31 protein-coding genes are annotated in these 26,410 nt (G+C 56.9%); 17 read left to right on the top strand and 14 right to left on the bottom strand.

The features are described 5' to 3' along the window. Positions 1-97: 97 nt before the first annotated feature. The 4 genes from AC1DK3_RS09550 to AC1DK3_RS09535 all read left to right on the top strand — a co-directional run bounded on the left by AC1DK3_RS09550 (position 98) and on the right by AC1DK3_RS09535 (position 3,820). The gene (locus AC1DK3_RS09550) at positions 98-1,192 is read left to right on the top strand and encodes a DNA topoisomerase IB (RefSeq protein ID WP_477192899.1); all 1,095 of its coding nucleotides are present in this window, start codon (positions 98-100) and stop codon (positions 1,190-1,192) included. A 65-nt stretch (positions 1,193-1,257) separates the two neighbouring features. Then, entirely contained in the window at positions 1,258-2,205 is a 948-nt protein-coding gene (locus tag AC1DK3_RS09545; protein WP_477191978.1) for an ATP-dependent DNA ligase, read from the top strand. Between the two features lie 166 nt (positions 2,206-2,371). Beyond that, the gene (locus AC1DK3_RS09540; RefSeq protein WP_477191977.1) at positions 2,372-2,599 is read left to right on the top strand and encodes a hypothetical protein; all 228 of its coding nucleotides are present in this window, start codon (positions 2,372-2,374) and stop codon (positions 2,597-2,599) included. 285 nt (positions 2,600-2,884) lie between these two features. Further along, positions 2,885-3,820 carry a YihY/virulence factor BrkB family protein gene (locus AC1DK3_RS09535; protein ID WP_477191976.1) on the top strand — a complete coding sequence of 312 codons (936 nt, stop codon included), beginning with the start codon at positions 2,885-2,887 and terminating at the stop codon, positions 3,818-3,820. 84 nt (positions 3,821-3,904) lie between these two features. On the opposite strand, the gene AC1DK3_RS09530 is transcribed toward AC1DK3_RS09535, so the two are convergent. Then, positions 3,905-4,396: an HAD domain-containing protein gene (locus AC1DK3_RS09530; RefSeq protein WP_477191975.1), complete on the bottom strand. Its 492-nt coding sequence runs from the start codon at positions 4,394-4,396 to the stop codon at positions 3,905-3,907. Between the two features lie 473 nt (positions 4,397-4,869). Between AC1DK3_RS09530 and AC1DK3_RS09525 the strand changes: the two genes are divergently transcribed. Together AC1DK3_RS09525 and AC1DK3_RS09520 are read left to right on the top strand one after the other, a co-directional pair. After that, positions 4,870-5,745, top strand: coding sequence for an SDR family oxidoreductase (locus tag AC1DK3_RS09525; RefSeq protein ID WP_477192898.1), 876 nt, complete (start codon positions 4,870-4,872; stop codon positions 5,743-5,745). A gap of 35 nt (positions 5,746-5,780) precedes the next feature. Next, on the top strand, positions 5,781-6,731 hold the full coding sequence (locus AC1DK3_RS09520; protein WP_477191974.1) for an SDR family NAD(P)-dependent oxidoreductase: 951 nt from the start codon (positions 5,781-5,783) through the stop codon (positions 6,729-6,731). Here the strand turns inward: AC1DK3_RS09520 and AC1DK3_RS09515 are convergent. Then, a complete protein-coding gene (locus AC1DK3_RS09515) occupies positions 6,728-7,729 on the bottom strand; it encodes an NAD-dependent epimerase/dehydratase family protein (protein WP_477191973.1) in 1,002 nt (333 codons plus the stop codon). The genes AC1DK3_RS09520 and AC1DK3_RS09515 overlap by 4 nt on opposite strands. A gap of 192 nt (positions 7,730-7,921) precedes the next feature. Between AC1DK3_RS09515 and AC1DK3_RS09510 the strand changes: the two genes are divergently transcribed. Beyond that, on the top strand, positions 7,922-8,200 hold the full coding sequence (locus AC1DK3_RS09510) for a hypothetical protein (protein ID WP_477191972.1): 279 nt from the start codon (positions 7,922-7,924) through the stop codon (positions 8,198-8,200). A 94-nt stretch (positions 8,201-8,294) separates the two neighbouring features. On the opposite strand, the gene AC1DK3_RS09505 is transcribed toward AC1DK3_RS09510, so the two are convergent. The 4 genes from AC1DK3_RS09505 to AC1DK3_RS09490 all read right to left on the bottom strand — a co-directional run bounded on the left by AC1DK3_RS09505 (position 8,295) and on the right by AC1DK3_RS09490 (position 13,080). After that, a complete protein-coding gene (locus tag AC1DK3_RS09505) occupies positions 8,295-10,571 on the bottom strand; it encodes a xanthine dehydrogenase family protein molybdopterin-binding subunit (protein WP_477192897.1) in 2,277 nt (758 codons plus the stop codon). A gap of 41 nt (positions 10,572-10,612) precedes the next feature. Beyond that, positions 10,613-11,590: an FAD binding domain-containing protein gene (locus tag AC1DK3_RS09500; protein ID WP_477191971.1), complete on the bottom strand. Its 978-nt coding sequence runs from the start codon at positions 11,588-11,590 to the stop codon at positions 10,613-10,615. Then, positions 11,590-12,096 carry a 2Fe-2S iron-sulfur cluster-binding protein gene (locus AC1DK3_RS09495; protein WP_477191970.1) on the bottom strand — a complete coding sequence of 169 codons (507 nt, stop codon included), beginning with the start codon at positions 12,094-12,096 and terminating at the stop codon, positions 11,590-11,592. The genes AC1DK3_RS09500 and AC1DK3_RS09495 overlap by 1 nt, the downstream gene beginning before the upstream one ends. A gap of 285 nt (positions 12,097-12,381) precedes the next feature. Continuing rightward, complete coding sequence (locus tag AC1DK3_RS09490; protein ID WP_477191969.1) at positions 12,382-13,080, bottom strand: phosphatase PAP2 family protein; 699 nt, start codon at positions 13,078-13,080, stop codon at positions 12,382-12,384. A 494-nt stretch (positions 13,081-13,574) separates the two neighbouring features. Between AC1DK3_RS09490 and AC1DK3_RS09485 the strand changes: the two genes are divergently transcribed. Next, complete coding sequence (locus tag AC1DK3_RS09485; protein WP_477191968.1) at positions 13,575-13,829, top strand: hypothetical protein; 255 nt, start codon at positions 13,575-13,577, stop codon at positions 13,827-13,829. Between the two features lie 861 nt (positions 13,830-14,690). Further along, positions 14,691-15,095, top strand: coding sequence for a response regulator (locus AC1DK3_RS09480; RefSeq protein ID WP_477191967.1), 405 nt, complete (start codon positions 14,691-14,693; stop codon positions 15,093-15,095). 14 nt (positions 15,096-15,109) lie between these two features. On the opposite strand, the gene AC1DK3_RS09475 is transcribed toward AC1DK3_RS09480, so the two are convergent. Then, complete coding sequence (locus AC1DK3_RS09475) at positions 15,110-15,790, bottom strand: Crp/Fnr family transcriptional regulator (RefSeq protein ID WP_477191966.1); 681 nt, start codon at positions 15,788-15,790, stop codon at positions 15,110-15,112. A gap of 215 nt (positions 15,791-16,005) precedes the next feature. On the opposite strand from AC1DK3_RS09475, the gene AC1DK3_RS09470 reads away from it, so the two are divergent. Beyond that, the gene (locus tag AC1DK3_RS09470) at positions 16,006-16,389 is read left to right on the top strand and encodes a response regulator (RefSeq protein WP_477191965.1); all 384 of its coding nucleotides are present in this window, start codon (positions 16,006-16,008) and stop codon (positions 16,387-16,389) included. Between the two features lie 247 nt (positions 16,390-16,636). On the opposite strand, the gene AC1DK3_RS09465 is transcribed toward AC1DK3_RS09470, so the two are convergent. After that, on the bottom strand, positions 16,637-16,858 hold the full coding sequence (locus AC1DK3_RS09465) for a DUF883 family protein (protein WP_477191964.1): 222 nt from the start codon (positions 16,856-16,858) through the stop codon (positions 16,637-16,639). A gap of 145 nt (positions 16,859-17,003) precedes the next feature. Here AC1DK3_RS09465 and AC1DK3_RS09460 point away from each other — a divergent pair, with 145 nt between their 5' ends. Next, on the top strand, positions 17,004-17,552 hold the full coding sequence (locus AC1DK3_RS09460) for a YciE/YciF ferroxidase family protein (RefSeq protein WP_477191963.1): 549 nt from the start codon (positions 17,004-17,006) through the stop codon (positions 17,550-17,552). A gap of 225 nt (positions 17,553-17,777) precedes the next feature. On the opposite strand, the gene AC1DK3_RS09455 is transcribed toward AC1DK3_RS09460, so the two are convergent. From AC1DK3_RS09455 to AC1DK3_RS09440, 4 genes are all read right to left on the bottom strand, one after another. Continuing rightward, positions 17,778-18,902, bottom strand: coding sequence for an extracellular catalytic domain type 1 short-chain-length polyhydroxyalkanoate depolymerase (locus AC1DK3_RS09455; RefSeq protein WP_477191962.1), 1,125 nt, complete (start codon positions 18,900-18,902; stop codon positions 17,778-17,780). Between the two features lie 55 nt (positions 18,903-18,957). Beyond that, positions 18,958-19,380 (bottom strand): CopG family transcriptional regulator, encoded by a 423-nt coding sequence (locus AC1DK3_RS09450; protein WP_477191961.1) that lies wholly within the window; start codon positions 19,378-19,380, stop codon positions 18,958-18,960. Positions 19,381-19,806: 426 nt separating this feature from the next. Beyond that, positions 19,807-20,016 carry a hypothetical protein gene (locus tag AC1DK3_RS09445; RefSeq protein WP_477191960.1) on the bottom strand — a complete coding sequence of 70 codons (210 nt, stop codon included), beginning with the start codon at positions 20,014-20,016 and terminating at the stop codon, positions 19,807-19,809. A 249-nt stretch (positions 20,017-20,265) separates the two neighbouring features. Further along, entirely contained in the window at positions 20,266-20,712 is a 447-nt protein-coding gene (locus tag AC1DK3_RS09440; protein ID WP_477191959.1) for a hypothetical protein, read from the bottom strand. Positions 20,713-20,986: 274 nt separating this feature from the next. Between AC1DK3_RS09440 and AC1DK3_RS09435 the strand changes: the two genes are divergently transcribed. Further along, a complete protein-coding gene (locus AC1DK3_RS09435; RefSeq protein WP_477191958.1) occupies positions 20,987-21,193 on the top strand; it encodes a hypothetical protein in 207 nt (68 codons plus the stop codon). Positions 21,194-21,383: 190 nt separating this feature from the next. On the opposite strand, the gene AC1DK3_RS09430 is transcribed toward AC1DK3_RS09435, so the two are convergent. Next, positions 21,384-21,761, bottom strand: a complete 378-nt coding sequence (locus AC1DK3_RS09430) for a PRC-barrel domain-containing protein (RefSeq protein ID WP_477191957.1) — start codon at positions 21,759-21,761, stop codon at positions 21,384-21,386. A 259-nt stretch (positions 21,762-22,020) separates the two neighbouring features. Here AC1DK3_RS09430 and AC1DK3_RS09425 point away from each other — a divergent pair, with 259 nt between their 5' ends. The 5 genes from AC1DK3_RS09425 to AC1DK3_RS09405 all read left to right on the top strand — a co-directional run bounded on the left by AC1DK3_RS09425 (position 22,021) and on the right by AC1DK3_RS09405 (position 24,949). Next, positions 22,021-23,325, top strand: a complete 1,305-nt coding sequence (locus AC1DK3_RS09425; RefSeq protein WP_477191956.1) for an NRAMP family divalent metal transporter — start codon at positions 22,021-22,023, stop codon at positions 23,323-23,325. Between the two features lie 16 nt (positions 23,326-23,341). Next, a complete protein-coding gene (locus AC1DK3_RS09420) occupies positions 23,342-23,563 on the top strand; it encodes a pyocin activator PrtN family protein (RefSeq protein WP_477191955.1) in 222 nt (73 codons plus the stop codon). 83 nt (positions 23,564-23,646) lie between these two features. Continuing rightward, entirely contained in the window at positions 23,647-24,144 is a 498-nt protein-coding gene (locus AC1DK3_RS09415; protein WP_477191954.1) for a terminase small subunit, read from the top strand. Further along, positions 24,116-24,301: a helix-turn-helix domain-containing protein gene (locus tag AC1DK3_RS09410; protein WP_477191953.1), complete on the top strand. Its 186-nt coding sequence runs from the start codon at positions 24,116-24,118 to the stop codon at positions 24,299-24,301. The genes AC1DK3_RS09415 and AC1DK3_RS09410 overlap by 29 nt, the downstream gene beginning before the upstream one ends. A gap of 141 nt (positions 24,302-24,442) precedes the next feature. After that, on the top strand, positions 24,443-24,949 hold the full coding sequence (locus tag AC1DK3_RS09405; RefSeq protein WP_477191952.1) for a hypothetical protein: 507 nt from the start codon (positions 24,443-24,445) through the stop codon (positions 24,947-24,949). Here AC1DK3_RS09405 and AC1DK3_RS09400 read toward each other — a convergent pair. Next, complete coding sequence (locus AC1DK3_RS09400; RefSeq protein WP_477191951.1) at positions 24,865-25,974, bottom strand: ATP-binding protein; 1,110 nt, start codon at positions 25,972-25,974, stop codon at positions 24,865-24,867. The genes AC1DK3_RS09405 and AC1DK3_RS09400 overlap by 85 nt on opposite strands. Positions 25,975-26,410: the final 436 nt, after the last annotated feature.

Here is a 26,410-nt window from a genome sequence, read left to right as displayed (position 1 = left end):
CCTCATGTGTTGGTGTCCGCGACGCCCAGTGAATGGGAACAGAGGAGTGGCAGCTATCATTGTAGAGAATGCAACTTGCCAGAACGCGACGAACGAAATGCTTCTCAAAGCCGATAGACCGCAGGAAACGTCAATAGAGTGCCCGCCGCAAGAAGTTGAAGCGGCGGGTTTAATTTATGCCTCCGATGCCGAGCCCGGGATCAGACGCCTGCCTGTCGGAAAAAACTTTTCTTATCGATTACCCGCGGGGCGGCGCGTTAGAGACATCTCGACGTTGAAGCGCATCCAAGCGCTCGCGATTCCGCCGGCCTGGACGGATGTCTGGATTTGTCCAAAGGCAAATGGTCATATCCAGGCGACTGGCCGCGATGATCGCGGGCGGAAACAATATCGCTATCATGCGAGCTGGGCGGAATGCCGAGATCAAACAAAATTCAACCGCATCCTCGCGTTCGCGCAAATTCTTCCGAAGGTGAGGAGAACCGTGAAGCGCCACATGCGCCTGAAAAAGCTTACACGTGAGAAGGTTCTGGCAACCGTCGTCTATCTTCTCGAAAATACTCTGGTCCGGGTGGGAAATGCTGAATATGCCCGCACCAATAAGAGCTATGGCCTGACGACTTTGAAGGATCGTCACGTTACGTTCGACGGCCCGACTGCCAAATTTCGCTTCCATGGCAAGACGGGAAAAGAATGGCGCGTCGACGTCCACGATCGGCGGATCGCGCGTATCATCAAAGGATGTCATGACCTTCCGGGGCAACATCTTTTTCAATATGAGGACGGCGCTGGTGAGCCTCGGCCGATCACGTCCTCTGACGTAAACGATTATCTCCGGCAATTCGGCGCCGAAGACATCTCGGCCAAGGATTTTCGCACGTGGGCCGGGACCGTGCTCACGGCGGTTGCGCTAGCCGAATTCGACGCCGTTAATGTCGAAGCGGCCGCCAAGCGCAACATTCGGCAAGCGATCAATCAGGTGGCCATGCGTCTCGGCAATACGCCGACGATCTGTCGCAAATGCTATATCCACCCGGAAATCCTGTGCGGCTATCTTGAAGGCGACTTCGTTATCACCGGAAAACTCACGAGTCGGACTTCGGAACTCACAGCGGCGGAGGCCGGAACCCTCGCGTTTTTGCACCGGCGACTAAAATCTCAGAGCCGCCGCAGCCAACCTAAGAACGAATAGAGCGTCATGACGCGCGAGGAGCAAAAATCAATCAGGCTTGCGCGAGCGTCATCACAAGGGGGCTTATGGAAGCCCGGGACGCCGCTTCGCTGCCGGAAGGCGCTCCCTGGCACTACGAGCCGAAATGGGATGGCTTCCGGTGTCTGGTCTGCAAAGACGGAAATGCGATCACGCTTACGGGAAAGTCGGGAAAGTCGCTCGCCCGCTTTTTCCCCGAAGTGGTCAGCGGACTTCAAGCGCTGATAACGCCTTCACGGTTCATCGTCGACGGCGAACTGGTCATCACGATCGATGGCGCGCTGTCATTCGAGGCGCTCCAAATGCGGCTTCATCCGGCGGCTTCACGTGTAAAGCGGCTTTCGAATGAAACGCCTGCGCGGCTCATCGCCTTCGATTTGCTGCGGGTTGGAAATGATGAATACGCTTCGAAACCATTCGCTGATCGACGAGCCGCGCTCGAAAAGCTTCTCATCGGCCGCGCTATCCCGCATCTATCGCTGACGGAATCAACGACGAATGCCGCGCTGGCCAAACGCTGGCTAACCGGACGACTTTCCGAAACCGACGGGGTCGTCGCCAAGCGGCTTGATCTCGATTACCGGTTCGGCGAGCGGGAGATGCTCAAAATCAAGCGTCAGAGAACGGCCGATTGCGTCGTCGGCGGCTTTCGTTACCGCGATAATCGAACTGAAATCGGATCGCTGCTCCTCGGACTGTATGATCGCGAAGGACGGCTGCATCATGTCGGTTACACGTCTTCGTTTTCCGCCGCCCAACGCAGCGCCCTCGTGCCCAAGCTCGAAAAGCTAAAGACAGCCGCAAGTTTCACCGGCAGTACGCCGGGTGGGCCCAGCCGCTGGTCAACCGAACGCTCCCTCGCCTGGACGCCGGTGCGACCCACGCTTGTTGCCGAGGTAAGCTACGATCACGTGACGGGGGGACGTTTTCGTCACGGAACGAAATTGATCCGCTGGCGACCGGACAAAAAACCCCGACAATGCCGCCTAGACTAGCTTGCTTAAGGAAACGTTCGGCTCCCGGATTTAGCACATCACGTTCGAAGCGCTTTGTATAAGGCTCGCGAAAATTTGAGGATGGAACCTACGATCCGCATACGTCCGGAACATGCAACGAAATTGCGAAGCCGAGCGTTCACCTGGGGATTGCTCAAGGACTCGAATGGAAGAATTTGGCCTACCCGGCAGTGTGCTTGTTGAGCTGTACATTCGGCTCCGTGACGAAATGGAGCGCATTGAGTGCAACCTCGACCCTAAGCACGAAAAGCGAGCTGCAATCGCAATAGCCATTTTCATGGCAGAGGATAAACTTGGTGCCAATATCACCGAAATCGAAGCACATGTTCGCGGACTGCTAGGGTTAGCGCGTCCATCGGAGATCGCGGCTTGACGGCGGTGCTTGGCATCACACCCATAATTCGCAGGAACCTCCGCAAACGTTACGTAATCTCTCCGAACATCCTCTTATGCAGATCCAACTGCGATGTCCGTCAACAAGAACTCTGCTTCTTCTCCATTTGACGAGCGCGGCCTTTATCTTTTGGCCGCGGGCTTGGCCGCATTTCTTTTATTCCGGTCAATAGCTGGGCAGGAAAAGCAGCGAAGCGCACAAAATCGCAAGCCAGCGAGCGCCGATGCTTTTGACAGAGGCCGAAACGAGACGACGCCTTCCGAAATGCCGACAAAAAACTGGAAGGAAATTGCGCTCCGTACCTATGGCGCGATCTCAGAAGATCGTGTGTTCGCGCTGGCAGCAGGTTCGACCTATTATGTCCTTCTCTCATTCTTTCCCGCGATGGCCGCACTCATCGCAGTTTACGGTCTCTTCTCTGACCCCGGCCAAATCGGGCAACAGATCGAAGCTTTGCAGGGATTACTCCCCAGCGGCGCGTTGGACGTGCTTGCCGAGGAACTCAAACGTGTGACGTCCCAGAGCAATGGCACCTTAAGCTTCGCGCTGATCGCAGGCGTGGCGGTCGCGTTATGGAGTGCCAATTCGGGCGTTAAGGCACTGTTTGATGCGCTCAATCAGGTCTACGGCGAAAAGGAGGAGCGCAGCTTCGTCAAGCTCAATCTTGTATCGCTTGCTTTCACGGCTGGCTGCATCATCCTTCTGGCCGTCGCGATCGCTGCTGTCATTGCGCTGCCGGTCATCGTGCACACCATTGGGCTCCCGAGCGAGGTCGCAGTACCTGTCCAAATGGGTCGCTGGCCGCTGATACTGATTTTGATCACCGGAGCGTTGGCGATTCTTTATCGCTTCGGCCCCAGCCGTAGAAACGCGAAATGGAGATGGGTGACCTGGGGAAGCGCCTTGGCCGCAATTTTATGGATCATCGCTTCGATTTCGCTTTCTTGGTATGCGGCCAATTTTGGTAGCTTCAACCGGACATACGGATCACTGGGCGCGATAGTCGGGTTCATGGTCTGGATCTGGATTTCAATGATTGTCATCCTGGCAGGCGCCGCACTCGACGCAGAGCTCGAGCGCCAGACGGTGCGGGATCGGGATACTAGCGGACCAGTGAAGCCTGTGAGGCAACGCAAGATTGGCTCAAGATCGCGACCGCGCGCTGGCGGGCGGCCGTGGGCCGGGCGCCCCTATGCGTAAACCTAAATTGCGCGAGCGGATGGGAAGAAGCGGAACTTGCCAGCATCGCATGAGACCGAAGGAAACAGTTTAGCACTGCGATTTTCAATCCTTGTTCCGATGGAAAAGGGCGGTGACGTTCTCTGCAAGACGTGCAGCGAGGCTAGCGCGCATGTCATTGTCCGTATCGCCATTGAGGTAAGAAAGGGTAGCCTTGCAGATCTCTGGGGTAATCCCGGTTTTGGCGGATGGCTGGAATAGCGGAAGCTTATCTAGTTCGTCGTCTTCGTCGTCGATGACGGCAAACCGGCCTACGTTCGGATGCTTTCTGAGCCACAATAAAATCTCGTCGCGGCGCGGCGAACCGGGCAGATCGGGACACCTGTCATGAAATGGTATGCGCCAATAGCGCGCCGCATACAGTCCTATGGGATCTATCCGCCAGGAAGATGTGAGTACCACCCTCGCGTTGCTGTCCTTCACCAGCCTACGAAAGCGCGCCAAGAGTTTCCTATCGACGATGTAGGGAAGCGAGCGCGGATTCGGCGTGGTATCGCAATTTAAGACACCATCAACATCGAGGAAAATTGCCTTCATCTGAGAGCGCCTAACGCAGGCTAGCGAGCATCGTTGTGTTGATGCGGCCAGCTCTCTGAAACGGTGCGAACAAACAAATCACAGTTCCCGCGTCCAACCGCCGAAACCGCAAAGGCATTCATGACGACAACGCGGCATCCCCGGTCGATAGTTCCTAGTGCCGGGCATCGATTTAGCAACCAGCGATGGATCAGTTTAGGACTAGGAACTGCAGGTCCGACCACTGTTGGGAAGGCCGTTATAAAACTGCCTAGGCGCCGAAGAGCCAGTCTTCATTAGAGGCTACCCGACACCTATGATCGAACTCGGGCAGCAGCCGGGAACATATTGGTACCGCTCTCGTTGCACTCAAACAGGAGACACCGGTGAACCAATCGCGGCGTGAAATGCTGGAGTACGGCAGCAGTCTTGTCGCAGTGCCTTTTGCATTTGCCGCATCGGTAGAACCATTCGTCGCGGACACGAAAGAGCCCATGCAAGATCCGACTTCGAAATATCCAAAGCCTCCGTTCGCATCTCAATCGCAACCCTGGCCGGGCCTCGCACGGGATATGAGGCCAAAGCCCGATCACGGCGAGGGCACCTATCGAGGATCCGGCCGGCTGGCGGGCCGGAAGGCACTAATAACGGGCGGGGACTCGGGCATGGGCCGAGCCGCGGCAATCGCTTTTGCCCGCGAAGGCGCGGACGTCGCAATCAATTATCTCCCCGCTGAAGAACCAGACGCGCAGGACGTTCTCGCCTTATTGAAGGCTGAGAAACGGATCGCACTCGGGCTTCCAGGCGATCTACGAGACGAAGCTTTCTGCCGCGAACTAGTCGCGGATGCTGTCAAGGGTCTCGGCGGTCTTGATATCGTCGTGAGCAACGCGGCACGGCAGCAAACCAGAAAGTCAATTCTCGATGTCTCAACCGAAGACTTCGACGCAACGATGAAGACCAACATCTACGCGCCGTTTTGGATTATCAAGGCTGCTCTACCCCACCTTCGGCCAGGATCGACAATAATCGCAACCGCATCTGAGCAGGCCTACGACCCCTCTCCCGATCTTTACGATTATGCCCAGACCAAGGCCGCGACGATGAACTACGTGAAGTCGCTCGCTAAACAGCTCGCTTCGAAGGGGATACGCGTCAACGGCGTAGCGCCCGGGCCTATCTGGACACCTCTTCAGGTGTCGGGGGGCGCAACACAAGAGAAGCTGACGAAATTCGGCGGAATGACTCCGTTGGGACGTCCGGGTCAGCCAGCAGAACTTGCTTCGATATATGTCCAACTCGCCGCGGAAGACGCGAGCTATGCCACAGGCCAAATTTATGGCTCGGCTGGTGGCGGCGGACAACCATAGGCATAGCGAACCGCGTCGGGCCATCCAGGGCGCGATTGGTAGCTCTGGTAGAATTACGGGAACAGGCTCGTCTTCGTATCCGTTGTCCTAAAAAGAGAGACCTGACAGGGCTAGAGCATACCGGCCGGTCGCCTGAGAGAAAGCGGTATCAATTGCAATCCGAAGTCGTTGCTATCACGGGGGCCGCAAGCGGCATCGGTCAGGAATTATGCCGATTGTTTGCTCGGCGCGGAGCCAAAATCGGACTCCTCGATCGCGACCAAAGCAAGCTCAACATTCTCACAAAAGAACTGTCCGGAGACGGAGCGTTCTGCGCCGCGGCTGCCGTCGATGTCGGGCAACGCGAACAAGTGCTTGCGGCCGTTGGCGAGATCTGCAGCACACTTGGGCCCGTTGATATTGTGATCCCGTGTGCCGGCATTTGCAGAGCTTCGACTGTCGATAATCTGAAGGTCCTCGAACTCGAGGATATCGTGCGGACGAATTTCCTGGGCGCGGTTTACATGATTGAGGCGGTGCTGCCTTCGATGCTGGAGCGCAAGCGCGGGCATATCGTCGGCGTATCAAGCTTGGCTGGCATGCGGGGCATCCCTTTTGAACCGGGCTATTCCGCCAGCAAGGCCGCCGTAGCGGCTTACTTGGAGAGTCTTCGTCGTGAGCTCCGCCCCAGAGGAATCTTTGTCACGACCGTCTTCCCGGGTTACGTGCAGACCCCGTTACTCGACGAAATCAATGTTTCGATGGGAGCGGATATGTCGAACGGGAAAGCATCCACGGCTGTGGTTGCCGCCGCCGAGATCGCCAGAGCCATCGAACGACGGAGCCCATATCTATTCTTCCCGTGGTCACTCGGACTTGGCGTTCGCCTCAGCCAGCTTCTACCGCCGAGTCTGTACGACCGGATCATGGAGCGGATGTTCGGACGGCTGCCTATTTCCCGCGCGCCGATTTCCCCAGCCCTGCTGGAGGACACCGGCCAATCCTAACGCGACGCGGGGGCTCGTTCTATGAGCTTCTCCGCTACCATCCAATCGATGCATTCCTTCAGCATCAATTCGATCGGCGCAGGCCGGTAGTCGAGTTCGCGAATGGCCTTGTCGCTTAGACAGCGGATGTTCGCACTTAAGTATGCCGCCGATTCCTGCGTGATCATCGGCTCGTTGCGGGTAATCGACGAAAGTCGATCCAGCATCTGACCGGTCAAACGCATTCCTAACGGCGGGCCGACTCTGGTGTTGGTCGGTTGGCCGAGCAATTTACCCACCATCCTTACAATTTCGGCGTAGGATGCTTGATCCCCGCCCAGAATATAGTTGTGCCCCGTCAGCCCCTTTTCCACCGCTGTGACGTGCGCCCGTACGACCGCGCCCACATCACAATAGCAGTGGCTCCCAGGTGGAATGAGAGGAAGTTGGCGGTTGGCTGCTCGGCGTATGAATTGTGACCAGGAGTTCCGGTCATATCGGCCAATTACATTTGCGGGATTTAAAAAGACAGCATCCAAGCCCTGCGCAACGCCAGCTGAAACCTCTTCCTCAGCCATGACCTTGGAGTGCTGGTAGTTAAAGCCCCCTTTGCCGAGTTTGGGCGCCGTCTCATCGAATGGTTCCTTTGGAAGGCCGTACACTCCCGACGTTGACGTATGGATGAATTTTTTGGCGCGCTTGGCCAAAGCCGTCGCAACCATATTGCGCGTGCCAAGGACGTTGCTGCTCCATTGTCTCTGCTGATGGCCCGGCCACATGCTGGTGTCGCCTGCGACGTGGAAAATGGCGTCGAGTTCCTCGGGCATCGCACGCCTAAGCGAGTCGGCATCCTCGATCGACCCTTCCACGAGACGAACGGAGTATTGCTGTAACTGCGCCAGCCGGGAGCCCGGTCTATGCAGCGCTATTACCGTCCAGCCGGATTGGGCGAGATGCTCGATCAGGTTGAGACCAATGAAGCCCGTTCCTCCTGTGACGAACGCGGTCTTATTTCGCATTATTGCGCCCTTGCATAGTGACCAATGTTAAATCCCGCGACGTGCAGACATCGCACCGGAGCCGGCGCACGCTGACAACGCCGTTTGATCCATGCGGCTCCCATTAAATTTCGATCCGCCGACGGCGTATTTGGGAACAGCCGATCTACGAAGTGCGTTCGCCGGGTAACATAAGAAATGGAGGAACGTCCCATGAAGACAATTTTTGCCGCAGCCGCTGTCATTGCATTGTCAGCAACAGTTCCAGTACTAGCTGCCGATACCGATGTTAATGCGAATTCGACAGGCGGCAAGCCATCGACGAGCACAGATGCCGGCAGTAATCCTGCCGCCAAGAATGAGAAAGCATCGGAGTCTACCGGAGCATCGACAGGCACGGCTGGCTCCTCGTCAAAGCAAATGCCAGGCGCATCGGATAGCACCAAACCGGATTCGAGCTTGAGTACTGGCGGCAATAAGCCGAAGCAGTAAGCTCTCGATCTCTTCCTTTATGTCGAGATTGGTCTCGCTAACGCGGGTTCTTTTCGGCATGTCCCGTGATTGAGGCGGAAAATTCGCAAGGCACTCAAAGTAACTTGTCGAGGGTGATCGGAAGTTCCCGAACCCGTCTCCGCGTAGCGTTGTAAACGGCATTGGCGATGGCGGCGCCTGTTCCTGTAATACCGATCTCGCCAATTCCACGCGCACCCATCGGGGAATGCGGGTCCGGGATGTCAGTCCAGACGACATCGATCGCAGGCACATCGAGATTCACAGGCACGTGATATTCAGCGAGGCTCGCGTTGACGATACGGCCAGTGCGCTCGTCGAACATCGTCTCCTCGGTGAGTGCCAGACCGATCCCCATGATCATGCCGCCGCGAAACTGGCTGCGCGCCGTCTTTGGATTGAGAATGCGGCCGCAATCGAAGGATCCCAGCATGCGCTTGACGCGAGGCTCCCCGGTGATCGAGTTGACCCACACTTCCGCGAATATCGCCGAGGTCGAATGCATCGACCAGCGCATCATCTCCAGCGGTTGCGGAGCCTTCGCCTCAATAGAGATCTCCGAACGGGCCGCCCGCGAGAGAATTGAGATATAGCTTTCATGGCGAGAGGGATCGCTGCGCATCACGAGCCCACCATCTCGTCCTTCGACTTCGCTCGGCGATAGACCTGCGAGCGGTGAATTGTTGCCCGCAAGTCTGATCAGTTCCGCGACCAGCTTTTCATGGGCAGCGATGACGGACGCCCCAATCGAGGCAGTCTGGCAGGATCCCCCCGCGACCGGGCTCGGTGGCAGTCGAGTATCGCCATATTCGAACGTCACCTTTTCGGCAGGTATTCCCAACCTTTCCGCACAGATCTGCGTTTGCACCGTCGCGGTGCCCATGCCCATCTCGTGCGCTGCCGCAGCGACGATAGCTCGCCCATCTGCCATTAGCGTTAGCCGCGCTGAGCCACCGGGCATACGATAATATGGATAGGTGCCACTCGCGCAGCCGAGCCCAATCATCCATTCGCCTTCTCGCTGGCTTCCGGGCGCTGCACGGCGCCTTTCCCAGCCGAACCGCGCAGCGCCCATCTCGTAGGCCTTCATGAGATGGCGCGAGGAAAATTCATGACCCGATGTCGGATCCTTTGCGGGATCGTTCCGGCGCCGAAACTCGATAGGATCAAGGCCCACTTTTTCTGCGAGTTCATCGATCGCCGTCTCGAGCGCAAAGGTTCCGATCGATTCTCCGGGGGCACGCATAAAGGTATTGGCGATCATGTCCATGTCCGCCACCAACTGACCAACCTTGATGGCGGGCGCTGCATACATGTGGCGCGCCGGAAATGTGAATTGCTCTGGACAGTTGTTGTGCGTCGTCATCGCCGCAATTCCCGTGTGGATTACAGCAGACAATGTGCCATCTGCGTGTGCACCTAACGCAACCCGCTGCTCTGTCGTCGTGCGTCCGCCCACCATGCGATATACGCTTTCGCGCGACAGCATGATTCTCACCGGCCTTCCCGCGAGCTTGGCAGCTGCGGCCGCCAGGATTTGGTGCCACCAAAGGCATTTTCCACCGAATCCGCCACCCACATACGGAGAGATCACTCGCACCTTGTCGCGCGGTATGTCGAAGACGTCCGCGACTGTGCGCGCGGTGGAGGTAACCAGCTGGCTGGCGTCGTGGATCGTGAGGTGATCATCCGCCCACACGCATGTGGCCGCATGGAGCTCTATGGCATTGTGATTATAAAACGGAGTGCGATACGTGAGGTCGACCGCGATTTCGGAGGACCGCAACGCCGCCTCTGCGTCGGCGGTTTCTAGCAACGCCGGCTCGCCTAGAATAGAACCGGGCGCGCGCGCATGAGTCTTGGCGTCCTCAAAACGGGTAACTGCGACTCCCGGCTGGTACGTAACCCGGACTAGCGTAGCCGCGTGGTCCGCCTGCTCTTTGGTCTCGGCGAGAACGACGGCGATCGGATGCCCATTCCATCGAATGGCGTCATCCTGCATGATCGGCAAGTTCGTGGGACCTGCAGCGTCCGGAGACGAGCCAAACATTGCCGGCGGCTTCATCAATGGCGCATTACGATACGTCATGACGAGCGCTACGCCTGGCGCGGCTTCTGCTTCGCCTGTGTCGAGTGTAGCGATACGACCGCGTGGGATCGTGCTGTGAACGAGGCTGGCGTGAAGAAGATCCGGAAAGGCTACTTCGGCGGCAAAGCGCGCAGTGCCCGATACCTTGAGTGAACCATCGATGCGACTGACGGGCTTGCCGATTAATCCGTGCTTGTTAGCAAGGGGATCGGGATTGCCGCCGGGGAGCCACGTTCGCGGCGCCAAGTCAATTGCCGTCCGCATCACTTTCTGGATCGTACCCTGAACGGCAGCGGTTAGCTTATTCATGCCGATAGCTCCTGGAGCACGGCGCTGATCGTGCGTTTGGCTAACTCGATTTTGAAGGCGTTGTCTCGAAGCGGTTTGGCATCGGCTAGTTCGAGCTCGGCAGCAGCACGAAAAGCTTCTGCATTAGCGGGTCCGCCGACAAGGGCCGACTCTGCTTTCGCGGCTCGCCAAGGCTTGTGCGCAACGCCGCCGAGCGCGATCCGGACGTCCGCGACATTGCCGTCTTTAACCTTGAGGCTCGCCGCTACCGAAACCAGGGCAAACGCGTAGCTCGCGCGATCGCGGACCTTTCTATAAGTGGCGTTCGCCGAAGCTGCTGCGGCTGGCAATTCGACAGCGGTAATCAACTCGCCGGGCTTCAGCGCGGTTTCAACATCGGGGCGCTCGCCCGGCAATCGATGTAACTCGTCGAACGGGAGAACCCTAGATCCCTCAGGCCCCACGATGTGCACCTGCGCGCCAAGTGCCGCCAGCGCGACACACATATCGGATGGATGCGTAGCGACACAGCTGTGCGAGGCGCCGAGAATGGCGTGGATGCGGTTGAAGCCCTCCAATGCATCGCAGCCGGCCCCCAGCTCGCGCTTGTTGCAGCGCGCTGCGTCATCGTAGAAATAATAGCAGCGCGTGCGTTGAAGTAGATTACCGCCGACCGTTGCCATATTTCGGATTTGTGCACTGGCGCCGGCCAAGATCGCGCGCGCCAGAAGGGGATAGCGTTCACGGACCGCACGATGCTCGGCAACTGCCGTGTTTTTTGCCGCGGCGCCGATAACAATGTTGCCATCAGACCGATCCTCAATCTCTTTCGAGAGGTCGGTCACGTCGATAAGTGAGCGGGGCTTCTCGATATTCTCGCGCATAAGGTCGACGAGATTTGTGCCGCCGCCGAGATAGCGATACTGTGAATTATTTGCGGCAAGGGCCACAGCTTCGGCAACATTTGTTGCGCGCCTATAATCGAAAGGCTGCATCACGTCTCCTTCTGGAATAACACTTGCTGTATTGCGTCGATGATGCCGTTGTAAGCTCCGCAACGGCAGAGGTTGCCGCTCATTCTTTCGCGCAATTCGTCCTCGTTCAGCTCCAACTTGTCGGCGCAAAGATCTTTTGAGACGTTGCTCGGAAGTCCGCGCCGCGCCTCCGCCGCCATTCCAATGGCCGAGCAAATCTGTCCTGGCGTGCAATAGCCACATTGCAAGCCGTCGTGTTCGATGAAGGCAGCTTGCAAAGGAGAGAGATTGGTCGAAGTGCCGATCCCCTCTATCGTCGTGATAGAGCGCCCTTGATATTGGACGGCAAGCGCGAGGCAGGAATTAATTCGCTCCCCATCTATCAGCACCGTGCAGGCGCCACATGCCCCCTGATCGCAGCCCTTTTTTGTTCCCGGCAAGCGTAGATGTTCGCGCAAAAGATCAAGGAGTGACGTGCGAATATCGACGTCCATCTCGTATGTGGTCTGGTTCACGAAGAAACGCACCGATGACCTCCTTAAAAAAAGGGCCAGAGATGCAACAGATCGTCGACCGCCAAAGTTCCGATGTCATTTTAGTGCGTAGAAGTTCAAATGTCGGATAACCGACCCCGCACCCCGGGGTGGTGATAAACTTGGCAAGTGTTTGGAGCGTGCCCACCGGCGCGGCGCAATTTCGTTTTTGAGCTTGAACCGCAGAGCTTGTCCCGGCGTCGCTGTACTGACTCGGCGCGAAGTCATCTGGCTCGGACAGCAGCCTTAGATCCCGTGTCTGCTTTGCCTCGGCAGCCTTTACCAAAGGAACTGTGTTCCCACCGCGTGAGCGGATTTGCGAAAGTCGTCGAAGAGGGTGACCATCTGATACGAGAAAACGAACGCGGAGCCGTAGAACGCGCTTGGATAATTCATCTCCATTGCGAGCAATCGTTGAACGAGCCAGGGCCACTCCGAAAAGGCTTTGACAGAAACGACCACAGCCGAGATCCCGATCAAAGCTCCCGCCAGGATGTCGCTTGCGTAGTGAAGCCCGCCATAGACCCTTGGCAGACAGACTACGAAGAATGACCAGAGGTAGCAAACGAGGCCGAGAGGACGAGAGATTAAGAAGATAATGGTTGCGAGCGCAAAGCTGACGACCGCGTGATCACTTGGAAATGAACTCCATTTTGCCAGCGCACGGTCGTCAGCGTAAAACGGAAGAACGAAATCGTGAGCTCCCGAAAAGAGGGGCCGCGGTTGCTCGGGTAGAGTATCCTGCAAAAATCGGCCGATCACGAATGCTACTATCACGCCAACCAACCCAGCGGCGATATCGGATCGGTTCAGTTCTCTTTCATGCTTGCGGAACCATAGCGCCCACACCAAGGCCACGATTGGCAGCAGCTTGATGCTGCCCAAACCTAGAAAACCGATGATGAATCGGTCGGCAGTTTCAGATCTATGAGCGTATTGCCCAAGAACGCGCATCACTTGGGTGTCAACTGCATTCACGTCCTTGCCTCGCAAGTCTGGATGACTTCAAGCCATGCGTGGACAACTGATTGTCTCTACTCGGGCAGGCGATCATTTTCCAGACTGGCCGAAAGTACCGGCAAACGACCGGGCCGCATATTTCGGTGTGGTCATGCCGCTTGGCGCCGTTCGCAAATGCGGAGTGAGTGATGGCCCTCCCAATGAGCCCGAGAGCCTCTGGAAACCTGGGTAAAGAGAGTGCAGGCCACAAGACGGCCAACCGGATGCTTACAGCACTTGAGCATGCAAGGGCCGCGCATTTCCTCTCCGACGGAGCTTACGATGCCCGGAAGTTCGGCCGCGAGCGAAACTGCGACGCTATTTTTTCCTTAGGGCTTTTTCCAGTACGGTTTGCATCGGTGCATCTGAGTTGCGCTTCGATAGCGGGCCCAGCATGCGGGGCGAAACCACTTGGAACTTTTCTACCCGTTCCTGGAGTTCCACATAACTGGCGTCTTTGAGTTCCTGATCCGATGGGCGACGTTTCGCCATTCGCCGCTAAGTATAACCTCGATAAGTGTTGCAGGGAGCTGCTTTCCGAGGCCTACGAACTTACCCGTCACGACCTCCAGCAAGCGGGGACAGAGCGCGATCGAGGATGGCTCGACCGATACGACGACACGGTGATTCAAGCTCTGCTCACTTTGTATAATGCCGGTCAACGCGACACCGGGCAATTGGCTCGCTACGCGGCTTTCTGCGCCAAATTCCAGGCCCTTGATAGCTAATCGCGAGGGAACAGCATTGGCGCGTTGGCGTCTCGGAGGAGACGCACGATGGCAGTCACCAAACCTACCGGCGACAACGCAAGAAAGGGTGCGGTGCGAAAGCGCGCGCAGTTGCGAACAAAAACAGAAGGGGAGGATACCTGACGAAGCGTGGCAAAGGAGGCGTTCGCAAAGAGCGATAGTTTCGCCACTCGGGTGATGGGGGAACCGCTCGTCGCGGCTCCCGGATGCATCTTAATCCTGTGATTTCTGCTTTTCGGAGTCCGGGGTACGGGTGGAGGTGCCTTCCGGTGTCTTGGCAGCGCCAGTGCCAGCGGCGCCCGACGTTCCGGCCCCTGCCCCGCGATCAGGTGTCTCCGTGCCCGGCGTGCGGTCCGAAGTCTTACCGCCAGGTTGGTTAGTTACCGCGCCATTCTCATTCATCTTCAGTTTGTCACTACTGTCGTCAGCTAGAGCCGAGCCTGCGAACAGGGCTGCTCCGAGCAACCCCGAATAGATGCATGGAGTAGAAAAGCGCATCGAACATCTCCTTGGTTGTTGTTGACGGGCAGGTGCCCGTGAATCGGGAAATGATCTGACGCGCTCGGTGTTCCCGGTCAGTCGGCCTCTGATTGGCTGCAACGCAACATCGCAGATTGCGTGATAAACTTCGAAAAGGCGGGCGGCCCGTCTGGCCCCGAGGAATTGGTTTAAGCCGCAAATTGCCACCTCGACGAGCGCCCAAAGGCAATTCTGCTTTGCAAATTTTGACAAACGCTAGGCTGAACTTTGAAACTGTCAGAAACAATACCGAGAAAACAGTTTGTGAGCAGAAGTTACTGGGAGCAGTCTGAGGTCTGTACCGAGAAAAGGCGAGGGCAGGTGTTCGAAGAGAATAAAGAGGTTACCGTTGATCGTGTCGAGAGACCTCGCGTTCTGATTGTCGAGGACAATCCTCTGATCTCGATGGACTTAGAAGACATTCTGAAGAACTACGGGTGTCAGATTATCGGTCCGCTCGCCACCGTTCGAGATGCGCTGCTTGCAATCGAGAAAGATGAAATTGACGTCGCGGTGGTGGACTATGTGCTCGAAGATGGGAACGCCACGCCCCTCGCCAGCATCCTCAACGAAAAAGCCATTCCGTTTGCGATCTGCTCGGGGGCGGGTGAGGACCACATAGGTTCGATCTTCCCCAACACGCCGATATTGGGAAAGCCCTATAATTCCGACGACGTCTCATTGATCGTGAATAGCCTGATCGCAAGTCGTCTGGGCGGTGCGTAGTTTACCGTTGGATCTTACGGCTTCACATAGTTTGACGCCGCGATGGTCTCGAGCGCCATTCGATCAACAATCGAGATAGAGCCGCGCCGCTGTGTGATCGCACCTGTTCGTTCGAGTTCCTTGAGGGCCAGGGTCACACCAGGCCGGTTCACGCCAAGCATGACAGACAAGAACTCATGCGTTAACGGCACCAGGTCGCCATCGACGCGGTCATTGACCATCAAAATCCATCTCGACAGTCTTTGGTCGAGCGTGCCGCGCGCGTTTGCCAGTGCTGTCTGTGTTACCTGGCCAAGGAAATAATTCGCATATTTCAGCAAAGCCCGTGTCAGCGTCGGACTAGCCGACATAGCGCCGCGAAAATCTGAAACCGTGATGCGTCGCCCTCTTCCTGCAACTTGGACGTAGGTTTGGTAGGCAGCAGGTCCAACCTCGCCGAGGATAACCGAAACGCCTGTCACTCCTTCACGGCCCACCACGCCGACTTCGACTTCGTGGCTGCCGTTAGCCACGATGGAGACCATGCCGCTATCGACGAAGTAAACGTGTTGGATCTTTTTCGTGCGTTGCTCAATGCTCATCCGCACAGGCAGATCGACCTGCTCCAACTGCGGTTCGAACAGCGCCAAATCGTCCGTCGATAGCTTCGCTAAAATGTGATTTGAGGCGCTTTTTGCGCGGGCGGCTGTGGCCATGCTCTTCGTCCCTTTTAGGGCAAGAGCACGACATCTCTCAACCGGTTACGCCCAGACTTTGGCAGCCGGTGGTTTGACCTAACCCCTAATTGGAAAAACACCTAAGCAAAGTAATGTACGATTTCTTACAAATATGTGGGAACAGCTCTACAAGGAGCAAGTTGAGATTTGACGGTGCCAATTTTTGGAGCCGGAAGCCAAAGGGACGCCAGCGAATGTCGGCATCCCAGCAGAAGCCCCCCGTCATTCTTATCGTCGAAGATGAGGCTTTGGTCCGACTCCAAGCGGTTGAAGCTTTTCGCGCAGACAATTGGGAAGTAGTGGAGGCGCAAACCGTCGAAGGGGCAAAAGAGGCCTTTGAAGGACAAATGGATCTTCATGTCCTTTTCACCGACATCGATCTTCGTAGCAGTGAAACCGGGTGGGATGTTGCTGAAGCCTGTCGAAAGCGCCACCGAGACGTGGTTGTCGTTTATGCCTCGGGCGTCCAGCGCGAACATACTCGTAAAGTCGACGACAGTCTCTTCTTTGAGAAGCCCTACGATTGCGAGGTCGTAGTCGACGCCACGCGTGCACTCATCGAAAAGAAGAAATCCTGATATCTTAGCCCCAAAGCAACCCCGGTGAGTTGGGCGGACCGCGCGCTACGGTCGGCGGCAAGGCCACGCTTCATGCAGACGAGGTGGGAATGCGTGCCGCGACAAGGGCGCCGTAGCAATCACCTGCTGCGCTGTGTGTTATTCCGATAGTAGCATCTCAACGGCAAAGGCCCCCCTCTCCGAGCGCGGGGCTTTTGAATGCCCGGGCCCCAACAGATCTGATCGCTTTGAATTTCGGCCTGGACCTTCATGACTTCCAAATAGCGCCGACGACGAAGCCCAGCGCCGCCGCCATCGCGAGTGACATATACGGCTGGTCTCTTAGCGACTTATCAACCGCTTTCTGAATGTTGCTTCCGACCGCTCCCAACTGGTCCGCCACATCCTGGAGCTGCCCRGCAGCGGCGTCCGCACTTTGCTCGGCGGCACCCGTCGCGTCTATAACATCTCTCCTAATATCGTCCGCCATCGAATGATCTCCATTTGCTCAATGCCGTGCGTCAACGGCTCCAGCCAGCAATAAGTTGCGCTTTGCCGGAAGTATGCCGGAACTCGTTGGGCGCCTTGCTCCTTTAGATTTCACAGCCGCGGCCGCTTCCCAAGGAGACAAATGAATGTCAGCGCTCAAATCGCTTTTCGAAGATCAGCTCAAAGATATTTATTATGCCGAGAAGAAGATTGTGAAAGCGTTGCCCAAGATGGCCAAAAAGGCGTCGTCTCCAGAACTCAAGGCAGGATTCGAAAAGCACCTCGAAGAAACCGAGGGTCAAATCGAACGCCTTGAGGAAATATTCGAACTCCTCGACAAGCCGGCAAGAGGTAAGAGATGCCCTGCGATCGACGGCATCCTTGAGGAGGGTAGTGAAATCATCGACGAGCACGAGCCCGGTGCGGGTCTCGATGCGGCCATGGCGGGGGCAGCGCAGGCCGTAGAACATTACGAGATAGCCCGCTATACGACGCTTGTGAATTGGGCGAGCGAACTTGGTCTTAAAGATGCAGGTAAATTGTTGGCGGAAACGCTCGCTCAGGAGCAAGCAACCGATGAGGCGCTCGAAGCGATGGCCACCCGCGAACTCAACGCCGCCGCTAACACCGATGAGGAAGCCGAGATGAAACCGCCGAAACCGAGCCCAAAGGCAAAGTCTGCCCGAGCCGTATAACAAACAAATAGCCCCGCAGCCCGCTGCGCCCTGACTGCTAAACTGCGTAAGCGAGAGGCGGAGGCGGGGCCGTGGTAAAGGCGTCGTGGTCTAGCCGTACTGCGACGCCTTCATTCATTGTCATTCATTCGTTCTGGTGAATGCGATGAATGTTGACATCGTCCGATCTCTATTCATGCCTCCGTTCTTCGGGACGACTCTTGCTAGCGTAGCGCTTGCGACAGATTATGCCGGCGATAGACGATGCTGGAGGAAGAAGCGCAGCATCTCCCTTGAAGCATCTGGACCATGCTCGCTGGTGAAGGACCCCGCTGGACTGCCGCCCGACCAAGAATGGCCGGCGCCATGGAGCTCCCACAATTCAAGAACGCCATGCCCGGACGCATCCCGATGCACAGTATGTGAAAAGCTATGCCCTGTAGGCGAGCTATCACGCACAGTCTGCACGCTGAAGTTCGCACCGGCGGCGACGCGAGCAATTACTTTTGCTCCGTTGCAGGGGTGGACGGTCGCGTCCTTATCGCCGTGAAAAACAATAGTTGGCTTTCCAGTAACTCGGGCGCGGAGTTTTATGTTATTTTCTCCTCCACGCATTGCGGTGAAAGCGGAAGCGACATCATGGGCCGAACCGCAAGCAAGACCTGAGTGCACGCCAACGGCAGCATAGAGGTCCGCATAGACCTCTCCCATAATCGCTGCGGCGGCACCTCCTGCCGATAGCCCCGCGACGTAGACACGCGTCTGATCAATATCGTGCGCTTCGACGATCTGGCGCGTGATGCCAGCAATCAACGACGGTTCGCCCCTCTCCCGCGACTGATCGCCTGGCCTAAACCAGTTCCAACATTTTGAAACGTTCGCTGCTTGCGGCTGCTCAGGGTAGACGACGAAACACCCGTGCGCCTCGGCGATGAAGTTCATGCGGGTTCCGGCGGCGAAGTCATCCGCGGATTGGGTGCACCCATGCAGCATCACGATTAACGGCCTTGGTCCGAAGTCGCGAATGGCTGGAATATAGAGTTTGTAAGATCGAGTTCCTTCCGAGTTTGAAAAAGAGCCGCTGATGTAGCGGCCTCCATCGGGCACAATATCGGCAGTCCGCTGTCCGTGTCCCCGTGATCCCGGCAGTTTCGTCCCATCGAAGGGTAAGCGGAGGTGAGGACGCGCTGAAAGCTTTGTTGGCAGCTCTTGATCGGAGACGATCTCCTCGTCGACATTTGTCCGAGCATACGTTCTCGGCACTGTGACGCCCATCGTGGCGGCTTGCAGCAACGCAAGCGCCTCCTTCAATCGCCCTGCGCGGGTAAGGCGTGTGGCCTCGTGCATCTTTCCAAGATCAAAAGTCTTCATATTGGCGGTATCCTTTTGTGGCGTGGAGGCGGACGAGCGTCGCGATGGATTTCGACTATCGGATGCGATCGGCCAGAGCAGCCTTGACTTCCGCGCTCGCGTGAAGAGCACCGAGCACGGTCAGAGATGCGATCGTGGCGCGTGCCAACGTGGCCGAGACGTCGGGGGCGATGGTAAGAAGGCCGAGCACGCGGAGGTCCAGTTGCTGTCTGCCCGCACGTGCGGCTTCAAGTTCCTGGCGATCAAGTAGTCGAAGCCCGAGATCAAGCGAGTGCCGTGTCACGGCCTTATGGACGACCTCCGCGTGCCGCTCGATCTGGTTACGGATCGCGGTGCGAATGAAATCAGTCCTGTTCGAGTAGAAGCCCTCGTCAACGAGCAAATCGATCTGGCCTAGATCCACGTACCCGAGGTTGATCGTTATCTTTTCTGAATCGGACCCCCGAGTTTTTAGCTGTCGGACATTATCCTTCGCCATATTCCGCCACCATCCATGTGCCATCCAGATGGATGGTACATGGGGTGGGTTCCGTATCTGTCAAGTTCAGTTGGGATAGTTGGATGACGCGCCGACCTAAAACGAATTGACGTTGGGTCCTCGGAGTCAATAACGACCACCTACGGACAACGAGTTGCGACATCGGAACAACTGCGGGCAGCCGCTGCTTACTTCTGAGCTGGCCTAATGGAGGAACTTCCATGGATACCAATACTCTTTTGATAATCGTGCTCATAGTTTTGCTGCTAGGCGGCGGTGGTTTCTATGGCCGAGGCCGCTGGTGGTGATGCCAGCCGATCCGGCCGCTCCAGGCGGCCCCTCCTCCGCTGCGGGGTTTTTGTGTCTCACGATGGCGGGTACTCACAAGTCGGTCGCTCAAGCGAGCATTTTCGCGAGCGTCTGCATCTAGACTTTGCCGGCCACGGTCTGTTTGACCCTCTCGGCGTCATCCATTGTGATCGCGAACAACTCGCCCGCTCCGGCCGCGTATCTCTCGAGAGCCTTCTGAAACGAGTGGCCTGCGCAATGCACACCGGGAAGGTCATGGGAACAGACCATCCAAAGGTCGTTGACCCGACGGATTTCAACGTTTGCAACGGCACGCTTCTCGCCCATCTCTACCGTCTCAGACTTATGTTTTAGGTTCGTTTATGTGACCAGAGTCGCTCTCGGGCTCGATCTCACGGTCATCCATGGCTATTGATAGCGGTCAGCTTCGCCTTGCGCTGATATACCGGGTGCCGACCTCTTACTTTTCTCCCGTTTGCGAAGCATATCGACCAACTCCATATGTGCGGATTCGCAAAGCGAAAGAGGCCGGAAGGCGGGTGCCTTCCGGCCTCGAATGAACTCGCGAGTTAGTGATCAGCAGCCATGGCGCCAGAGGCAACGACGGAAGCCCGGACCGCCCCAGCCCCAGCGATCTGCGCAAATGCGGCGCCAGCGATAACAAGAGCCCCCATCGTAGCCGCCATCGTAATCGTAAATCCATACCCCGCCGCGCCAGTGTCCACGGCCGCGATGATGGTCCCTTCCGCCGTCATCCCGATGACGCATTCTTTCACCGGCGCCGCCGCCGGCCTCGTTCTGGCGGATCTTCTCTCCACCGCCACCGCCACCGCCGCGGCGGTCGCCGTCACCGCGCATCTTCTCGCCGCCTCCGCCTTGGCGACTCGCAGCGCTGCCACCGCCGCTCTGATGGCTGTTCCCGCCGCCACCGCCACCGTCGCCATAGTCCTTGGCGGCCAATGTCGTAACGCCGAGCGCAAAGCTTGCTGTCAGCGCCAATAACCCAACCGGAAATTTCCGCATCGCCTTCTCCTTTTTTGGTTTGTGGGCGGGGTAGCGGTTATTCAAACGCGCCAGCATCTTTTCGAGACGCCCGCAATAACAATTTTTTTTGTTCGCGTACGCAGCATACCAATCGGATCTTCTCGCGTTGCGAACGCTCCGCGAGTGGATCGCTGTTGGGGAACTTATCCCATCTCGGTGATGTTCTCGGTGGCGCAACCTCAAGCAAAAGAGGAGGAGACCCTTGAAGCACCACTTCTCAAAGATCGCACTGATCGGAGCCGGGATTCTCGCAATGACTACGATCACTGCATCAGCGGAAATCGTTTGTAATGGCGAAGGCGAATGTTGGCACGCGAAAGAGCACGTCGAATACAAACCGGAGTTCAGCGTGCGCGTACATCCGGACGATTGGAAATGGCGCGACTCTGACCACTACAAATGGCGTGAGCACGAAGGACGCGGATACTGGCGCAATGGTATTTGGATAGACATTCACTAATAGAATGAGGCGTGTCGGAGCCCCGTTTAATTGCGGGGCTCTTTGTCTGTGCATTTGTGCGTCGGCGTTTAGGAATTTCAGTGTAATTGGTTCGCCAACGCGGCGGGATACGGTTGCCTTTAATGTAAGAGCAAAAGCACCGCCGCGCCGACAAGCGCGCCAGTTCTCTTGTTGAAACGCCACCGACAAACTATGACTTGAAGAAGTGATAGTCCGGCAAACCCTTGAGCGAGTCCTTGGTGCTGTCACTCAAGATCTTGATGCTGCTTCCGTCGCGGGAGACTTTCAGTGCGCTAAAGGGAACGACGACATCCTTGCTCCCAACGCCTAGAAAGCCACCGACGCTCAACACGACTTCGTCCATCGACCCATCAGGCTTAAGAACAATATCCTCAATGCTTCCGATATTTTCGTTGGCATTGTTGTACACTTTGCTGCCGACCAGCTTGCTGGTTCGAAATTCATCCGCCGACTGCGTGTTATCCGCAGCGTAAGCGGGCAATGATGCCGCGCTAGCGGAGATAAGCAGGCCCGCAACCAATGAAAGTGAAGTGATTGCTTTTGTCATAGGAGCCTTCATTTTTCAGAGTTGATGTCCCTCTGAGCAGCTCCGGTTCTGCATTGTTCCAGAGATAATACAGCCAAGCCTGGCAAAGAAATTCGAACCGCTGATAGAGGCTAGGCCTTCAGGATGGTTTTCAGTCGCGGGATGGCCTCCAATATATTTTGCGATCAAAATCTGGCGAGAGATTTGGAGCCAAATTGGGGGCCGGGAAGTTTATTTTCGGCCTTTCGCTTTTTAAGCCCCGTCGCCCGGATGATGACGCATGAAGCAGGATGATCCCGAAGAACAAGCAAGCGCTGTTGTCGGACCGAGCAAACCGAGATTGTTCCGCGCGCTCGGCCCGGGGCTGATCACTGGCGCCTCAGACGACGACCCGAGCGGCATCGCCACGTACTCTCAGGCCGGCGCCGTGTTTGGATACAGCCTGCTCTGGACCATGCTCCTCACCTACCCGCTCATGGTGGCTGTGCAGGAAATCAGCGCGCGCATTGGCCGGACGACCGGTAAGGGGATCTGCGGCAACATTATCGGTCGCTTTCCCGCCCCCTTAATCTATGCGTTGGTCGGGCTTTTATTCTTCGCCAACGCCATCAATATCGGCGCTGATCTTGGGGCGATGGGAGACGCGGGGGTGTTACTCATAGGAGGGTCCCGCCTCCTCTATGTCGTCGGCTTTGGCGCGATCTGCATCCTTATGCAAATTTTCCTCAAGTACACGCGTTACGTCGCCGTTTTGAAATGGCTTGCACTTGCGCTATTCGCTTATGTCGTGACGCTCTTCGTCGTGCACGTCTCTTGGAGCGAAGCGTTGAGAGGGCTGCTGCTGCCGAACCTGTCGATGCAAGGTAACTATTGGCAAACCGTCGTCGCGATCTTCGGCACGACGATTAGTCCCTATCTATTTTTCTGGCAGGCCTCTCAAGAGGTCGAAGATATCCACGAGATCGAGAGGCGGCAGCCGCTGAAGCGAAAGCCACAGCAGGCAGAAGGCGCGTTGCAGCGTATCCGTCTTGATACAGCCGTTGGTATGGCTTTCTCAAATCTCGTGGCCATATCGATCATGATCACCGTCGCGGCCACGCTGCACGTAGCAGGGAAGACGACTATCGAAAGCTCGGCGCAGGCTGCCGAAGCGCTGAGACCGATTGCCGGGGATTACGCGTTTTGGCTGTTCGCAGCCGGCATCATTGGCACAGGTCTTCTTTCTATCCCAGTTTTGGCGGGCTCTGCAGCCTATGCCGCGGGCGAAACCTTCCATTGGCGGACGGGACTGGCCCTGGATCCGCGCGAGGGTAAGGCATTTTATGCAACGATTGCCTTAGCGACAATCATCGGCACCATTCTGAACTTCACGGCAATCGACCCGATCAAGGCGCTCTTCTATAGCGCCGTTTTAAACGGCTTGGCAGCGGTTCCGGTGCTTATTGCGATGCTGCTGCTGGCCCGCGACGCTGGAGTGATGGGAAAGTTCCGCATTCGAGGAACTCTGCTGACGCTCGGATGGATCACGGTCATTGTGATGGGCGCGGCCGCTGCAGCGATGATCGTACAGTTTTTCGTCGGTTGATTGGCGCGCCCTGTCCGTGATTCCCCTCGAAATCATTTGCCGCGACTACTTCAGTCACCTGACGCCGTTACAGCTTACCCGCAAAGCAACGGCTGGCGAGATCGATCTGCCGATTGTGCGCATCGAGGCGAGCCAGAAGGCCGCTCGCGGCGTCCACCTTCAGGACTTGGCTGCGTGGATTGACGCCCGCCGAGCAGCTGCACAAAAGGAGTGCGATCAAATTTACGGCCGAAGATAGTTTTTCAGTCGCGAGCCATCGCCTTCTTATGAAAACTTATGCGTGTTGGTTGCGACAACCATCTACAGCTTACGTGTTGGATCATGATATCCGATGCCACCAAGCCAGCCCTCACGCCAAAACAATGGCGATTTGTCGAGAACTACTTGCTTGATCTCAATGCGACGCAAGCCGCGATCCGAGCTGGCTACAGCAAACGGACCGCGCAAGAGCAAGGTTCGCAGTTATTGAACCACCCCGCGATCAGGATCGCGATCGACGCGGCAAAAGCGGAGCTCTCCGCCAAAACTGAAATTTGCGCCGAACAAGTTCTGGAAGAGATCGCAGCAATGGCGTTCTACGATCCAGGAGAATTGATGATCGACGGCGCAGCGAATGCAGGTGATCCTATTGAGGCGGTAATCGACGGTCGCGTCATCTATGGGTTGCGTTGCCCTGCTGACATCCAACGCCTGCCGGAAAAGGTGAGGCGCGCAATCGTCGGATGGAGCTGGGATCGCAATCAAAACTTCACTGTCAAGCTGGGCGCGGCAGTCAAGGAGGCCGTGCTCAATGAAAACCAAGCTTCTCTATACCGTTGATGACATCATCGAAATCACAGGTATCGGCCGAACCAAAGTGTTCGAGCTATTCAAGACTGGCAAATTGAAAAAAGTGAAAATCGGTTCGCGCACCTATGTGCACCCCGATGCCGCGCGCGCCTTCGTGGAAAGCCTGACAGAGAAATCTGCCGCTTGATGACCGCAACTGCCGGCCTCTCAAAAAGAGAAGCCCGGCCATTTTCTGACCGGGCAGCGAATTCCGTGATGCGTTCTCTCAATTGGCAGTTGTGAGAAAAGCAACAGTTCGCCGCCCTCGCAGCACACGAGAGCAATTTCAATGCAAGATCATTCGTTTTCCGGCCGCATCATTCGTCCGAGGCAGTTTGTGCAAATACCAGCGGAGTGGACGCGTCACGGTCGTCCGAGCAAAAATTGGGACGGCCGCATCGTCTGGAATTCGCGTTGGCATCATCCTGAGATCGATGATCTCGTCGCTCGCCACGAAGCACTGATGGTGGCCGGCGTTATGACGGAAGGCGAGCAAGCAATCTCCGATCGCATCGAGGCGTTGTTCTTGTTCGCTGAGGACGCATTCATGTGGTGGATCAGCCACATGGACCATGAACGTCTGTTGCCTGATAGCCCCTTGCGTCCTAACCCCGAGAATATCATTGGCAAGATGCCGTCTTCGGAGACGTTCGTCTCGCTGTTGGGCGCGTCACACCGAGCGCGCGCATGGATCGAGGCTGTAGAGCGTCGCTACGGGATTGAGCATCTGACAGCCCGCGAGGTGTGGGCGCGTGCATACGGCATCAACGCCTCAGAAGTTGAAGGTGCGCGATGAGCCGTGATGGTTACGACACTTCCGGAAATCTTCCTGCGCCGGGCTTGGTAACGCCTTACCTTGGGCGTGTCGGCCAGATCATGGGCCTCGACCGGTTCGATACTGAACTTGAAGCGTGGCTTCGCGATCGCGGATGGGCCATCAAGCTCAACCTGCTGTCGCGCTGTGAGCCCTGGGTCGTCAGGTGGATAGCCGAGCGGCATTAGCTTGTGGACCTGCTCGCCTTCAACCCTCAAGGCTTCCCGACTCGTTGCCAGAATGTGGAGTTGCGACGCTGCCGGGAAGATGAGCGCGGTCAGGTTTGCGACGGCATCGATGACATGTTCGCAATTGTCGAGGATCAGAATCATCCGCTTATCGCGAAGATATGCGGTTAGGCCGGGTGTCGGATCGTCGGAATGAATCGGTATCCCCAGCATCGACGCGACTGAGGCTGGCACCATGTTCGGATCGTTCAGCATTCCAAGGTCGACGAAGAGAACGGAACCATCGAAGGATTCCAGCAGATCATGCGCAACCATGACGGCGACCGTGGTCTTTCCGACGCCGCCTGGGCCGACAATCGTGACGAAGCGCGAGGCGGCGAGCTGACGCGAAATCATCGGAACGGTGTCGGCACGTCCGACCATTCGCGTTAGGCGGGCTGGCAGAAACGTGGCACCGGAGAAAGTGGTGGCGACCTTCGCGCTCGATACCAAGATCGGCGCGACGAAGCAGTAACCCCGACCGGCAAGCGTTGTGATGTATCTTGCGCCGTCCTTCCCATCGCCAAGCGCCTTGCGCAGGCTCGCGATGTGAAACCGTAGGCTTCCCTCTTCGACGATAACGTCGGGCCAGACCGCGGCCATTAGCTGTCGTTTGCTCACGACCTCGTTCGGGCGCGACGCCAAAGCAATCAGCGTGTCGAGAGTTCTCGCGCCCAATTCCACTGGGGCACCATCTCGCGTGAGGAGCCTTTCTCTAGCGGCGAGGCTGAAAGGACCGATCGATATGACGTCTCGAAACTGTGTTTCCGGCTTCGCCATACGTTTCTTTCCGAGCAGCCAGACCTGTACTGCATCCTAAGGTGATCGATCCCTCCCCACCCGAAGACCAGGGTTAATGGGCGGATCGCTAACTCCGTCCGAACAGGGCCCCAAAGAGCCATTCGAGGCTGTTGCCCGCGGCTTAGAACCGCCAGCGCGCCCACTAACAACGTCTCACAACCCCTAACGGGCTTCTCCTCACGACGTCTGCTTGAGTGCCCGAGGCAGCGCTTCCGAAAGATGCTCAGGCATTTTCACAAAGGAGAATGTTCATGTCCACTATATCAACATCGGGCGCAGCCACGCCCCCCCACGACCCCCCCATGCTTCGTGCCCGCATGCGCCTTGCACAAATTGGAGATCTCGTATGACGAAGTCCAGCACTGCGCGGATTTGTTTTGTTACCGCCGCATTCCTTGTCGCCGCAGCCTCGTCC

The organism is Hyphomicrobium sp. 01T421 (genome assembly GCF_056398805.1).
Note: the sequence above shows the minus strand (reverse complement) of the source record. Positions and strands in the feature narration are given on the sequence as shown.

Coding starts and splice junctions, on each gene's coding strand:
- AC1DK3_RS09530 (WP_477191975.1), bottom strand. CDS start 4,396: ATGAAGGCAATTTTCCTCGATGTTGATGGTGTCTTAAATTGCGATACC.
- AC1DK3_RS09435 (WP_477191958.1), top strand. CDS start 20,987: ATGACTACGATCACTGCATCAGCGGAAATCGTTTGTAATGGCGAAGGC.
- AC1DK3_RS09475 (WP_477191966.1), bottom strand. CDS start 15,790: ATGGCCACAGCCGCCCGCGCAAAAAGCGCCTCAAATCACATTTTAGCG.
- AC1DK3_RS09510 (WP_477191972.1), top strand. CDS start 7,922: ATGAAGACAATTTTTGCCGCAGCCGCTGTCATTGCATTGTCAGCAACA.
- AC1DK3_RS09470 (WP_477191965.1), top strand. CDS start 16,006: ATGTCGGCATCCCAGCAGAAGCCCCCCGTCATTCTTATCGTCGAAGAT.
- AC1DK3_RS09410 (WP_477191953.1), top strand. CDS start 24,116: ATGAAAACCAAGCTTCTCTATACCGTTGATGACATCATCGAAATCACA.
- AC1DK3_RS09505 (WP_477192897.1), bottom strand. CDS start 10,571: ATGCGGACGGCAATTGACTTGGCGCCGCGAACGTGGCTCCCCGGCGGC.
- AC1DK3_RS09535 (WP_477191976.1), top strand. CDS start 2,885: ATGCCGACAAAAAACTGGAAGGAAATTGCGCTCCGTACCTATGGCGCG.
- AC1DK3_RS09500 (WP_477191971.1), bottom strand. CDS start 11,590: ATGCAGCCTTTCGATTATAGGCGCGCAACAAATGTTGCCGAAGCTGTG.
- AC1DK3_RS09550 (WP_477192899.1), top strand. CDS start 98: ATGCTTCTCAAAGCCGATAGACCGCAGGAAACGTCAATAGAGTGCCCG.
- AC1DK3_RS09515 (WP_477191973.1), bottom strand. CDS start 7,729: ATGCGAAATAAGACCGCGTTCGTCACAGGAGGAACGGGCTTCATTGGT.
- AC1DK3_RS09440 (WP_477191959.1), bottom strand. CDS start 20,712: ATGCGGAAATTTCCGGTTGGGTTATTGGCGCTGACAGCAAGCTTTGCG.
- AC1DK3_RS09485 (WP_477191968.1), top strand. CDS start 13,575: ATGGGCGACGTTTCGCCATTCGCCGCTAAGTATAACCTCGATAAGTGT.
- AC1DK3_RS09525 (WP_477192898.1), top strand. CDS start 4,870: ATGCAAGATCCGACTTCGAAATATCCAAAGCCTCCGTTCGCATCTCAA.
- AC1DK3_RS09405 (WP_477191952.1), top strand. CDS start 24,443: ATGCAAGATCATTCGTTTTCCGGCCGCATCATTCGTCCGAGGCAGTTT.
- AC1DK3_RS09415 (WP_477191954.1), top strand. CDS start 23,647: ATGATATCCGATGCCACCAAGCCAGCCCTCACGCCAAAACAATGGCGA.
- AC1DK3_RS09460 (WP_477191963.1), top strand. CDS start 17,004: ATGTCAGCGCTCAAATCGCTTTTCGAAGATCAGCTCAAAGATATTTAT.
- AC1DK3_RS09400 (WP_477191951.1), bottom strand. CDS start 25,974: ATGGCGAAGCCGGAAACACAGTTTCGAGACGTCATATCGATCGGTCCT.
- AC1DK3_RS09450 (WP_477191961.1), bottom strand. CDS start 19,380: ATGGCGAAGGATAATGTCCGACAGCTAAAAACTCGGGGGTCCGATTCA.
- AC1DK3_RS09540 (WP_477191977.1), top strand. CDS start 2,372: ATGGAAGAATTTGGCCTACCCGGCAGTGTGCTTGTTGAGCTGTACATT.
- AC1DK3_RS09545 (WP_477191978.1), top strand. CDS start 1,258: ATGGAAGCCCGGGACGCCGCTTCGCTGCCGGAAGGCGCTCCCTGGCAC.
- AC1DK3_RS09430 (WP_477191957.1), bottom strand. CDS start 21,761: ATGACAAAAGCAATCACTTCACTTTCATTGGTTGCGGGCCTGCTTATC.
- AC1DK3_RS09445 (WP_477191960.1), bottom strand. CDS start 20,016: ATGGGCGAGAAGCGTGCCGTTGCAAACGTTGAAATCCGTCGGGTCAAC.
- AC1DK3_RS09455 (WP_477191962.1), bottom strand. CDS start 18,902: ATGAAGACTTTTGATCTTGGAAAGATGCACGAGGCCACACGCCTTACC.
- AC1DK3_RS09425 (WP_477191956.1), top strand. CDS start 22,021: ATGAAGCAGGATGATCCCGAAGAACAAGCAAGCGCTGTTGTCGGACCG.